The sequence below is a fragment of the Acinetobacter sp. SWAC5 genome, from assembly GCF_003419885.1.
In the GTDB taxonomy this organism is placed as follows: domain Bacteria; phylum Pseudomonadota; class Gammaproteobacteria; order Pseudomonadales; family Moraxellaceae; genus Acinetobacter; species Acinetobacter cumulans.
On sequence record NZ_QUWR01000006.1, the window covers coordinates 81,031 to 93,480 of the forward strand.

Sequence of the window (12,450 nt, forward strand, 5' to 3'; positions counted from 1 at the left end):
AAATATCAATAAAATTTCAAAGATGTTCTAATATAGATTAAAAATTCCCAAGCCTGAATTTAAAAGTCAAAAAGAGCGATCAATCCACTCTATTTGAACTAATAAACGCATGCTTGTATTCATTCAATCTCAGTATAAAAATGCCGTGGTATCTCACTTAGATAAACTTGTCACATTAACTAAAATACCATCACAATGAATATTTTTCAGACTAAATCCTAATGACTAACAATCACCTAAAAATGATGAACTGTAATCTATTTTGAGCGATTTACTTAGCCGAAACCACCATTGCTTGTTGGGGTAAAAAACTTGCTCCACATGTGGTTTTATCTCCTGCAACAACAACTGCTCGACCTTTCACCGTGGTAGATTGATCTGCTGCGGTCGCTGCCACTACAGATTTACATTTCGGACAAAAATGCTTCATCCCTGCAAGATGTACAGCAATGCCATTAATGGTAAAAGAGCTTTCAACTTCAGTGACTACACCACCATGTGAAGTTTTGGCGCCAAGAGTAATGAGTGCTTTAGACATTGTTATTATTTTTCATGTTATTTTCGGTAGGCTAATTTTAGCGCAAGACTATAAAAATCGCCACTGCTTCCTTTCGACATGAACATTGTCCAAAAACTGGGTACATCTGCAAAATTTCATGTCTTGCACAGAGATAAGTTTACCTTATAGCCTCAAATCGATTACATTAAATGCAGTATCTCAAAATATGAGTATTGACTGATGAATGAATGTAACACACAAGAAATACAAGAGTTTTTTCAATTATTTCAAAACACTTTAAAAGACATTCAAATTCATCATAACGAAACAATAGCTAGCCTACATTTCGGTCCTATTTTTGCCTTGCAATCTCAAGGCAATGAACAGCACTCTTGGCAGATATGCGCTTTTTATCAATCCATATCCGCAACCAACCCGCTTACTGAAATTGAATATTTTTTAAATCGTCTACTCTCAGCTAGACATATTATGCAACAGAACATTCATGACTTATTTGCACTGATTGCACACTATTGCCAAGCACAATATAAAGATCAGCCACAAAAGAAACTGTTTGCGCTCTACCGTCAAGTGTATTCATATTTTTTTGATGCCACCGCCATAAGCCCATCCCCAAAACAGCCAGTAGTTGCAATTGAACAAACACAGATTGAGCGTTGTAAACAGCAACTACAGACGCTGGCAGCACAATTAAAAGTGATGATCCTAGATAAACTCTTAGATCCAACCACTGCTACATGGTTTCAACACGTTGAGAGCCATTTTAATTTGCAGGCCTATGGTCATTTTAATCATAAGCTCAGCCCTCATTTAGATCACTTAAAACGCTGGGAACAAGAGAATCCGAACCGACTCTATTGGTTTCTTTTACGGCAAGACTTTAACCATGTCGACGACCCGAGTTATTTTAGTTATGCACATTTAATTCAGCTCTGTTATTTAAATGCCCCTTTATTTCGCCATAAAGGTCAAATTAAACAGCTATTTGCCCAGCCTTCTGAACAATTCATAGCCATCTTAAAACTGGTCTTTTCTCCACACACAAAAAAAGCGTATGCCTCGCAGATTATTTTTTACTTGATTCCACACTTAGATACTCCAGAGCAACTGTTGAATCTGAGCGTAATATTACTCAATAGTGATGAACCGCTGTACGAGCAATATATCGCACAATATAGTCATGCACTGGCTTTGAACTTATACATTCTAAACAATAGCCATCTCTTTTTTCATGAAGTTGATTTATCCCTGAATGATTTTATTTATGGCAAGCAGATTCAAGGAACGGAATATACACAATTGCCAAATATTGCTTTGATTCACCCTGCAACAACTGCACAAAGCTTGATTCGTCATAGTGCAATTTGGCACAAAAAAAGCCAACACATACACGTATCCAACACACCTTTTGACTTTAAAGCCAGTACATTTGTACTGCATGAATGTACCTTTGAGTTAATTTGTAATAGCAAAGAATTAATGGCTGAAGCTGCTGAAATGGAGCATTGCATACTCAGCTTTGTACAAGCCATACATGATGAAAAATATTATTGCTTTCGAGTGCGCTGGCATGAATTCAGAGGCACTTTAGGTTTACGTTATAACAAGGAATATTTTAAATATGAATTCCATCAACTTACAGGAAAATCCAATGCTTTAGCACCCGAATATGTCATTCGAGTTGCACAGGCTTTTAGTCAGTATCTTACGGTAGAAGATATCTATTTTGACAATTCATTGATTGCAGCATAAATTCTTTATGATGTGATTCAGGCGTCAATATACGACGCTAAATAGTCGCTAAATTGTGAACACACTTTATAATACAGTGATAAATAAAAACATAACACCGCAAGGGAATAAACCATGACACAACCAGATCCAGCAGAGCAATTTATTCTCAATATTCGCCAAACTCTCAATTACGATTGGAACCCTATTGGTGTTGGAGATTCACCTGAATTACAAGATGAATATGACAGCTATATCGATGGACTTCTTGATATTTTAGATGATGAACATGCATCTGTAGATGCCTTAAAAGATTACCTTATACTGATAGAAAATGAACAAATGGGATTAAAACCTGATTCAAATAAGGCACAAAAAGTAGCTGAAAAACTCTGGCAACATTTTGAAAGTTTTATTGCATAACACCTAAACACCCGCCTCTTAACTCATTTAAGGGGCGTTTAATACAGCAATATGTAACACGCGTAGTGACTAGGTTATGCTTCATTTCTCTTAATATTTTACAATTTTAGGGTTTAGCCATGCGCTTTTTAGATGATTTCAACACTGAACAAAAAGATCACCAAATTCACTTAGACCTAAGTTTGTCTGACACAGATCTACACAAAACCTTATTCAATGATTGTGTTGAGCGACAACCTGAAGTCCTTGTTGCTCATGGTATAGAAGCCGATCATGTTCTTCGTTTATTAGCCCCCCTCAGCATTCATTGTGGCGCTATTGCACTGCAACATCCAACTTTTAAGCACGTGAATATAGAGCAGCTTAACTCACAGTATGGCGTGATCATTCAATTAGATCCTGAGCATCCACATTATGAGTCGTTAAATCAGCGCTTTACCATTATTCCTCCGGCTGAGGACTTTGAGCAAGCAGTTCAGTTTCTTAAAAATACCTACATGCTCTCTCCTATTGATCCTAAAGACTTTATTGATTAAAAAAAAGCACCCGAAGGTGCTTTTAATTTTTTTGCATTATTGCTTCTTATGGTTTAACCACGACCATCACTTGAATCGCTTCTGGCGTTACAGATAAACCATCTAATAACGTTAAACCTTCTTTCTGCAATTTTTGCAAACGTGCAATTTCATCTTCACGGATGCTTGGGTTAAATTGCTTTAAGTAAGTCAAACGATCAATTTCATACTGCCATTTATTACCATACACTTCTTTGGCTTGTTGCTTGAAGTTTGGTAATGCTGCTTTGGCAATATCCAAAGCTTGGTTATAACGCGCTTCAATCACATCGCGACGTGCTTTAACAACTTGGCGACAGCTGTTGCCATCCAAATGATGTAAATATGGCTTCAAGATTTCAGGCGCAATTTTCTGCGATAGGTCTTGACCTTTTTCACTCAGCAATACACGCACTAGCTGTTGTGGCAAGCTTGATGGTAAATTCAATGCTTTAGGTGCAATCACATCAACCTTAAACCAAACTTCAATCAATACTGAACCTTGCGGTAAAGCAGCTGACTTTAATACCGCGACATTGGTGCTACCAAAGCCTTGAGTATTAATCATCTCCATTACGCTTTCAGTAAATGGATGCTCTAGGGTTAAATACTGTGCATCTTCACGCAATTGTGCTTGATCACGATAGAACGTTGCAGTCATGCCTTCTTCATCTAAAGTCAGACCTTGAACTTGCATTTGATCAGTCGGCTTAATAATGACTGTGCCATTGCTTTGCTCATCAAAATCGATGTTTGTAGACGCCATAAAACGCTTCATAAACATTGGCAAAGTAGTGTTGTCATCATAGTCTTCAAGCGCAGTCACAATTTCTTGTGCCACAATCGGACGGCAAGAGTTGTACTCTAGCAAACGGTCACGACCTGCCTGAAGCTCTGCTTCTAATGCTTCACGCTGTACAGATACTTCTTCAAGTAAATCTTCAAATTGCTGACCTAAATCTGCCAATAGGCAATCTTTAAGTTGCACAATAAAGTTTTCTTGTAAAGTTTGTGCGGTTGGCGAGATATTGCTGAAAATATTCAAGCCTTCGTTATACCAACGGAACATACGTTCTTGCGCTGTGCCAATCAAGTATGGCACATGAATCTGAATACGGTTTTCTTGACCGATACGATCTAAACGACCGATACGCTGTTCTAATACGTCTGGGTTAGCTGGTAAATCGAATAACACTAAATCAGAGGCAAACTGGAAGTTACGACCTTCTGAACCAATTTCTGAACACAGTAAAATTTGTGCACCGTATGACTCTTCTGCAAAGTAAGCCGCCGCTTGGTCACGCTCAAGCAAGCTCATGCCTTCATGGAACATGGCTGTACGTACACCCGCGTGTAGACGAAGTACATTCTCTAGCGCTTCAACCACTGGACCACTACGTGCGATTAATAACACTTTATTGTGTTTTAAATCTGTGCGCAGTTTTTCCATTAACCACATCACACGTGGGTCATGTTCCATCCAAGCACCATCAAGCTGTGCTTCTTCAGGCCACATTTGCTCACGCAATTTACCATCTTTAGACCAGTTTTCTGGTGCTGTTAATGGCGCTGGCTGACAATCACGGCCTGGGAAACCTTGAATCGCTTCACGTGTATTACGGAATAAAATACGACCTGTACCGTGGCGATCTAAAATTTCGTGAATCGCACGGAAACGTTGCTCTGGTGTATCGTCAATACGTTGGCCAAGTAAAACTTCAACCGCGTCTAAATGTACCGCTTCTAATGGAAAATCAGACATCAACACTTCTGCAATTTTTGCAGTTTGTTGATATTGCTCTTCTTCATCTAAGAAACGATCAAGCGAATTAAAACGTGATGGATCAAGCAAACGCAGACGTGCAAAATGGCTTTCTACACCTAATTGCTCTGGTGTTGCTGTTAATAGCAATACACCCGCCGTTTGCTGTGCCAATTCTTCAATTAAGTCGTAACGGTCGTTACCACCCTCTTCCTCATTCCACATCAAATGATGTGCTTCATCGACCACCAACAAATCAAAACCAGCTTCAAGTGCTTGTTCACGTAAGTCATCGTGGTCAATCATCAAGTCAACAGAAGCGATAATACGTTGCTCTGTTAAGAATGGATTTAAATCTGGATCATGTTCTTTAATTGACGCTGTACGGGTCAAGTCAAATAACGAAAACTCAAGATTGAAACGACGACGCATTTCAATCATCCACTGGTACTGAAGTGAATCTGGCACCAACACCAAAATACGCTCAGAACGACCCGTTTTAAGTTGCTGATGAATAATCAGACCCGCTTCAATCGTTTTACCTAAACCAACTTCATCGGCAAGTAAAACACGCGGCGCAAAACGCTTACCTACCTCGTGCGCAATGTACAACTGATGCGGAATCAAACCGACACGTGAACCCACCAAACCGCGTAATGGGCTCGCTTTCATATTGGCTTGCATCAGCAATGCTTCAATACGTAAGTCATACCATTCTTTATAATCGACTTGGCTGGCCAATAAACGATCAAGCGGTTTAGACAACTGAATATTCGCACCAATACGCGTTTCATTCAGTGCTTTACGTTCTTCTGTACCATCCTGAAGCTGGCGAATTACGTTATAACGGAGCACCCCATGACGGTCTTCTACAGATTCAACGGTCCAAGTCGAGCCTTCTTGATCTTGTAATTCATCGCCTGAGTTAAAAACAATACGAGATAAAGGCGCATTGTGGCGTGCATAGACGCGAGTCTCGTCGCTTTTGGGGAATAAAATGCTGATAGATCGCTCATCTACATCAATGAGAACTCCTAAACCAAGTTCTGTTTCTGTGTCCGATAACCAACGCTGACCAATAGCAAACTGCTGCAATTTTTCCACCTTTATCTTGAATTGAGGCTATATATTTTAAAACTCAAACACTGTTTGATATTTGAGCAAAAAATAGCACCTTTTAGCAATATATTTTGACATAAAGCTCACCAAAATGTGAGCCTAATAACCGAAGTTGTTTAAACCTTAAAACGGCACAGGACAAATAAATTCTACGTCTTGTTCAGTTTTAGGATGCTTAAAGCTTAATTGCGCCGCATGCAGACATAAACGTGATGACAGCGCCTGTTGTTCTGGGCTTGCATATAAGGTATCCCCAATAATTGGATGACCCAAATACTGCATGTGTACACGTAATTGATGCGAACGCCCTGTAATTGGCGTCAAAATTACCCGCGTCACAGGAGAGCCGTTAATTTCAAACTGTTCAGCAACTTTCCAATACGTTAAAGCTGGCTTATTGTGTTCTGGCGCAGCAATATGTAAAGGTGGATGTTCTGGATCATAAATCACAGGGACATCTACAGTACCTTCACCATGCAAATGGCCTGCCACAATCGCTTGATAGGTTTTGGAGGTTTGACGTTCTTGAAACTGACGGGAGATGCGGTTTTGACCCAACTTAGAGAGCGCAAAAACCAAAATACCTGAGGTATCGCGGTCTAAGCGATGAATCAGTAATGTTTTGGGTTCTGCTTGAACTAAGCGATTGATTAAGCAGTCCTGTAGATCTGCGGTTTTTCCTGGTACGGTGAGCAAGCCTGCTGGCTTATGAATCACCATAAAATCTTCATCACGATGAATTAAATGTTCTGTTAGAAAATTATTCAATGTTCAATCCAGGCCAATCGTGAAAACAAGGGCGCAATAATAAAAAGCTTAGCCAAGAAATACAATGCGAAAAGTCTTATTTCCCGATGATTTTTCCGATTTTATAAAAAATAAATTTCAATTCATCAAAAATTAAATTTTAGTTTGCAAAATTTTGAGTAATTCAACCACAGTTGCATGTTGCCAAAAACTTTCATAGCTAATATTTGCACCATTAGCACGCCATAAGCCCACTAGGCTAACCATCGCAACAGAGTCTAGGCCATAGCTACGTAAATCGGTTAATGGATCTATCTCCAACGCATCCATATCCAGCTGTTCTGCAATTGCCAGTAATATGCCTTTTGCCGATAAAACCCATTCTGCTGGTGCAGATAAATTCCAAAGTCGCATTAAGCTGTAGCTATTCATGTGGTGAATACCTTGCTCTGACATAGAATCTACCCATTGAATATGCTGTTCTTGACTATTGAGCATCAGCGCATCATCCACTACACAGATTTGCTCTGTTACGCTATATAGATGCGGTAAAATCTGTTTCAGCATAGGCGTTATTTCGCCAGCAAAAATCAGTTGCGGATGTGTTGTTGCATATTCACCAAGCTGTTGCATGCCTTGAAGTAAATCATCCCCATATAAATCAACAATTGGAATTTCTAAGGCTTTGGCTTTATTAGTCAACTGGATAAGATTTTCCATCAACGGTGTGTCTTGTATGCCCTGCTGCATACGTAAGTTTTGCAGTCCTACTAATACCAATACAGACTGTGTTGATGACAGTTGCCATTTTGCTTGAGATGGTGCAAATTGGATTTTTTTAGGCATTGGGTAAAGCATACAGGCTCGGTAAAAACTCATGTTGGAACAACTATATGCTAACGCAGAATGCCAAGGTGTAGATATTTTGCTGATGTGATTGCTTGATTTTTCGGCTTGGCTTCTCTAAACCGAGAGCATATAATTTAGTAGTGTTTTATTATTTAGCACTTCGTATAAGAGATTTGATGTTAAATAAAAAATAATCCCCTAAAAATAGGGGATATTATTAGTAATGGAATCGACACTGAATAATAGATATTCTTTCGTCCGTAACTTCATAAACTAATCTATGTTTTTCATCAATTCTACGGCTCCAAAACCCTGAAAGATTTGCTTTTAATGGTTCTGGTTTTCCTGTGCCCTCAAATGGAGTTCTTTGGCACTCTTTGATTAAAGCATTGATACGTTTGAGTATCTTTTTGTCCTGTGTTTGCCAGTAAATATAATCATCCCAAGCATTATCAGTCCATTCGATGTTACGATTCGTCATCCTCGATCAACTCTCTTTGTTTAGCTTGACCAGCACGTAATTGAGCAATTGATTCATTTAAACGGCTAGCATTATTAGGAGATGACAGGAGATAAAGTGTTTCCATTAAGCTATCGTAATGATCTTGTCCCATTACAACAGCATGACCACCTTCTTTTCTCGTAATAAAAGCTACATCAACATCGTCAATTACTTTATCTAAAACAGATTTTAAATTGTTACGTGCATCGGTATATGTAAATACATGCATATATCTATCCCTCATAGGATAAGCTGCGTCAAAACGCTGCTAGCTAGACTACCTAAGCGGTAGTGATTGAAACTCTATAATGAAAATGTACAGGATTCTGTACATGTTGTCAATTTCGTATAACAGCCATTATGTTAAATGGAATTATATTTACCTAAAAGTGTCTACAGAATTGGGAGTTATTCAGCTATTTTTTTACAGAGACCTTAATGTGATAGACCTAAATTTCTTATTTTATTCTCCTAATAATTCTTGTGGATATTCTTCAAAACGCCCTGAAACAAAATGTACGTAGCCTTCTTCTATATTTTTTAATGTTGTTTTATGTTTAATATTTTTCACAATTTTTTCAATTAATTTTTTGACTATTTCTAAATCACCAGGTTCCAAGCCTTCAACTAACTCTATTTTAAAAATCATCCAATGTGCTTTTTTAGGATCTGAGAATTTTGCGATTTGTGGTGTTTTAAAAATATTAGAATAAAATCTAAAAACTCGCCCCTCCCAATTTACTTGAGCCACAAAAACGGGAACATAGAATCCAAATTCTGCCCCCCCCCAACAACATCCAACCATTAAAATATAATGTTATTTTGTTAGCATTATCTTTCCACCATTTCGCAGGATCATAAGCATGTTGCCACTTATTAAGATCATATGTTCCATCATAGCAACCATCAATATTCACTCGATAGAAATCTTTCCATTGCTCACCAACTCGCTCCTCCTTTAAATTTAAAGGATGCATATTTTTAAAAGATTCACTTGCCTTTTTCATTGGATATTCTCAAATTTTATTAATAAAAATTAAATTCCGTAGGACTAATTTGTTAATTGATTGACTATATAGATCTTAGCTAAGCTTCTTAATTTGGAGTCTTTAAGGCAACAGAATCAATTATTTAAGATTAAGCTTTGCTACAATTAACATAATACACGCTATACACAATTCTCTTCTTTATTATTTTTTAAATCAATGATTTATACTAATCAGCTCCAGTGTATAGCACACTAGAACGGCTTTTTTGTGAATATTCACGTTCCACGTATCATTGGCTATAAAACTGACGTATATTTCTAAAGTTATGCTTACAAAACTCTGATGAATTTTTATACCTGAAATAAAAACTTCTCAATCGCCTGCTGTGCAATTTCTGCATCCTGAAAAGACTTCACGCCAGACACGCCCATTGCACCCACTAACTGACTTTCGTACATAATCGGCTCACCGCCTTCCAGCATGCCTGAAAAAGTATCCATGGTCAGAAAACCCATCTGCCCGCCTTTTATCAAGTCTTCAAACAATTTAGATGGGCGCTTACTGATTGCTGAACATTTGGCTTTTTCTAAACATAAATTTGCTGTCATTGGCGATGCGCCATCCATGCGTTTCATCGCCAATAAATTACCTGTTTCATCAACCACTGCAATACTGACATTGAAACCTTGTTCGGCAGCATAAGCATGCGCTGTATTTAGTAAAAATTCTGCGTCTGCCAAAGTTAAATAGTGCTTGGTTTTCATTTAAAATCCTTTTCTAAAAAGGCTGAACTTATAACAACAAAAAAGCCCACAGCAGGCTGCGGGCTTTATTCTAAAGCAGAATTTACCTATTTAAATGAAAATTACTTCATTTCAGCAAAAACTTCTTTTGCCATTTCAATGGTAAATGCAATATCTTCATCACTATGCGCGCTTGAGAAGAAGCCTGCTTCAAAAGCTGAAGGCGCTAAGTTTACACCGCGCTGTAACATGCCGTGGAAGAATGTACGGAAAGCATCTACATCACATTTCAAAATTGAATCAAAACCAGTGATTTCAGTTTGATCTGTAAAGTAAATACCAAACATGCCACCCACTTGCTGAGTAAAGAACGGAATGCCCGCTTCATCGGCAGCAGCTTGTAAACCAGCAAGCAAACCAGCCAATTTTTCAGTTAAGGTTTCATAGAAACCTTCTGCACGAAGATGCTTAAACATCTCAATACCTGCACGCATTGCAAGTGGATTGCCTGATAATGTGCCTGCTTGATACACCTTGCCTAGTGGCGCGATGCATTCCATCACTTCACGTTTACCGCCAAATGCACCAACTGGCAGGCCAGCGCCAATAATCTTGCCTAAAGTGGTTAGGTCAGGCGTTACGCCATAATGCGCTTGCGCACCGCCAAGACCGACACGGAAACCTGTCATCACTTCATCAATGATAAACACAGAACCATGTTCATCACAGACTTCGCGAATGGCTTGTAAGAAACCGTCAATTGGTTTCACCAAATTCATGTTGCCTGCAACTGGCTCGACAATTACACCTGCAATTTCTGAACCGAATTTTGCAAAGCATTCTTTCAGCATGGCAATGTCATTGTATGGCAGTGTTAAGGTGTGTTTGGCAAAATCAGCCGGAACACCTGCAGAAGTCGCTTCGCCTTCACCCTTGGTCAATAAGCCAGAACCTGCTTTTACTAAAAGTGAGTCTGAGTGACCATGGTAGCAGCCTTCGAATTTTACAATCTTGTCACGGCCGGTGTAGCCACGAGCAAGACGAATGGCAGTCATGGTTGCTTCAGTTCCTGAGTTGGTCATACGAACCAGCTCAATTGACGGCATAATTTCACAGATGATGTCAGCTAAAGTCGTTTCATGCACTGTTGGCGCACCAAAACTCAAACCATCAACTGCAGCTTCTTGCACTGCTTTAATAATGTCTGGCTGTGCATGACCTAAAATCATTGGCCCCCAGGAGCCGACATAGTCTACATAGCGCTTACCGTCGACGTCATACAAATATGCGCCTTGTGCTTTTTCGATAAATACCGGTGTACCGCCTACACCATTGAATGCGCGTACAGGAGAATTTACGCCACCAGGAATATGCTTGCTGGCTTGTTTAAATAATTGTTCTTGCTTAGCAGATAAAGTCATGAAAATACTCAACTCAAAAAATTTAAAATGCGATTCAATACTTAAGCTTTTTCAGCAAAAAGTTCAGACCAGTCATATACACGCTGTCCAACCACCGACATTGAACGGCCTAACACATCACTGATCACAGCACAAAGATCTGCACCCGCTTCAATTACTTCAGCGGAATTCTCTACAGTTAAACCGCCAATTGCGCAAATTGGCACGTTCAATTTAGCTTTGGCTTGTTTTAAAGTTTCTAAACCAATGTTACCTGCTTCAGGCTTGGTTTCAGTCGCAAAAATAGCGCCAAAAGCAACATAGTTTGCGCCGTCAGCAATCGCTTGTTCAGCCAGTTCTAAAGAGTTATTGCAACTGCGTCCAATCAACACACCTTTAGGCAAACGTTCTACTGCTTCTTGAATAGAACCATCATCTTGTCCCAAATGCACACCTACACCGTACTGTACAGCTGCGTCTAAGTCATCATTAATGACAAAAGGCACTTTATACTGTTCGCATAAATGCTTCATATAACCAATTTCATAGTCCTGATTCTCTTTTGCAACATGCTTACGGCGATATTGCAAAACAGCCACTTCATACGTTGCCATTGCGCCTTCAAGCTTAGCTAAAAGTAGCTCAATCGGGTCATCATTGGTAATTAAATATAAACCGCGCATAATACAATCACTTATCAAAACTTAGCAGTATTATAGGCTGAACTATGGCTCTAAGCGCATAGATATTTGCTTGTGCACAGCAAGATTGACTGAGAAATTAAAAAAAAGATCTGTTTTTTACAAATAAGTGCTTTTAGGCACAAAAAATACCCAATTATAGGGATAGCGCCATGCCAATATTCACGCTTTAATAGCTTACACAACAACAGCAATAATATAAAAAAATCAGTACACTTTAAAAGAGAAAAATACAGCGCAAATTGGATCTATAAGTGTTTCACCAAAAAACGTTTTGGGGAGCGTTGAAACACTTATAGATCCAACCTATTTTCATCTCATACCGCAGTTTTATAGTCCAAATCTAGTTAATCAATTCGGTTATATTTTATCTTTTGTTAAAATATTTTTATGCATAAAAAAAGCCTAGA

General features: G+C 38.8%; 14 protein-coding genes. 3 read left to right on the forward strand and 11 right to left on the reverse strand.

Translation table 11 applies throughout. The features are described from left to right. Positions 1-271 precede the first annotated feature (271 nt). On the reverse strand, positions 272-538 hold the full coding sequence (locus DYI81_RS06000; protein ID WP_106985414.1) for a PAAR domain-containing protein: 267 nt from the start codon (positions 536-538) through the stop codon (positions 272-274). Positions 539-739: 201 nt separating this feature from the next. Here DYI81_RS06000 and DYI81_RS06005 point away from each other — a divergent pair, with 201 nt between their 5' ends. From DYI81_RS06005 to DYI81_RS06015, 3 genes are all read left to right on the forward strand, one after another. Next, positions 740-2,272: a hypothetical protein gene (locus DYI81_RS06005; RefSeq protein ID WP_117006981.1), complete on the forward strand. Its 1,533-nt coding sequence runs from the start codon at positions 740-742 to the stop codon at positions 2,270-2,272. Positions 2,273-2,386: 114 nt separating this feature from the next. Continuing rightward, the gene (locus DYI81_RS06010; protein WP_106985412.1) at positions 2,387-2,674 is read left to right on the forward strand and encodes a hypothetical protein; all 288 of its coding nucleotides are present in this window, start codon (positions 2,387-2,389) and stop codon (positions 2,672-2,674) included. Between the two features lie 119 nt (positions 2,675-2,793). Further along, a complete protein-coding gene (locus tag DYI81_RS06015; protein ID WP_117006982.1) occupies positions 2,794-3,210 on the forward strand; it encodes a hypothetical protein in 417 nt (138 codons plus the stop codon). A 46-nt stretch (positions 3,211-3,256) separates the two neighbouring features. Here DYI81_RS06015 and rapA read toward each other — a convergent pair whose 3' ends face one another. The 10 genes from rapA to thiE all read right to left on the reverse strand — a co-directional run bounded on the left by rapA (position 3,257) and on the right by thiE (position 12,022). Further along, positions 3,257-6,094 (reverse strand): RNA polymerase-associated protein RapA, encoded by a 2,838-nt coding sequence (rapA, locus tag DYI81_RS06020; protein WP_117006983.1) that lies wholly within the window; start codon positions 6,092-6,094, stop codon positions 3,257-3,259. Positions 6,095-6,232: 138 nt separating this feature from the next. Further along, positions 6,233-6,877, reverse strand: coding sequence for an RluA family pseudouridine synthase (locus DYI81_RS06025; RefSeq protein ID WP_117006984.1), 645 nt, complete (start codon positions 6,875-6,877; stop codon positions 6,233-6,235). Between the two features lie 132 nt (positions 6,878-7,009). Continuing rightward, a complete protein-coding gene (locus DYI81_RS06030; RefSeq protein ID WP_117006985.1) occupies positions 7,010-7,714 on the reverse strand; it encodes a phosphopantetheine-binding protein in 705 nt (234 codons plus the stop codon). A 208-nt stretch (positions 7,715-7,922) separates the two neighbouring features. Next, on the reverse strand, positions 7,923-8,186 hold the full coding sequence (locus DYI81_RS06035) for a Txe/YoeB family addiction module toxin (RefSeq protein WP_117006986.1): 264 nt from the start codon (positions 8,184-8,186) through the stop codon (positions 7,923-7,925). Beyond that, entirely contained in the window at positions 8,173-8,436 is a 264-nt protein-coding gene (locus DYI81_RS06040) for a type II toxin-antitoxin system prevent-host-death family antitoxin (RefSeq protein WP_117006987.1), read from the reverse strand. Before DYI81_RS06040 ends, DYI81_RS06035 begins: the two co-directional genes overlap by 14 nt. Positions 8,437-8,670: 234 nt before the next feature. Further along, the gene (locus DYI81_RS17865) at positions 8,671-8,958 is read right to left on the reverse strand and encodes a hypothetical protein (protein ID WP_120364388.1); all 288 of its coding nucleotides are present in this window, start codon (positions 8,956-8,958) and stop codon (positions 8,671-8,673) included. Next, a complete protein-coding gene (locus tag DYI81_RS06050; RefSeq protein ID WP_117006989.1) occupies positions 8,924-9,214 on the reverse strand; it encodes a hypothetical protein in 291 nt (96 codons plus the stop codon). The genes DYI81_RS17865 and DYI81_RS06050 overlap by 35 nt, the downstream gene beginning before the upstream one ends. A gap of 332 nt (positions 9,215-9,546) precedes the next feature. Beyond that, entirely contained in the window at positions 9,547-9,960 is a 414-nt protein-coding gene (locus DYI81_RS06055) for a heme-binding protein (RefSeq protein WP_117006990.1), read from the reverse strand. Positions 9,961-10,061: 101 nt separating this feature from the next. Next, positions 10,062-11,360: a glutamate-1-semialdehyde 2,1-aminomutase gene (gene hemL, locus DYI81_RS06060; RefSeq protein WP_117006991.1), complete on the reverse strand. Its 1,299-nt coding sequence runs from the start codon at positions 11,358-11,360 to the stop codon at positions 10,062-10,064. 41 nt (positions 11,361-11,401) lie between these two features. Further along, positions 11,402-12,022, reverse strand: coding sequence for a thiamine phosphate synthase (gene thiE, locus DYI81_RS06065; protein WP_106986621.1), 621 nt, complete (start codon positions 12,020-12,022; stop codon positions 11,402-11,404). Positions 12,023-12,450 lie beyond the last annotated feature (428 nt).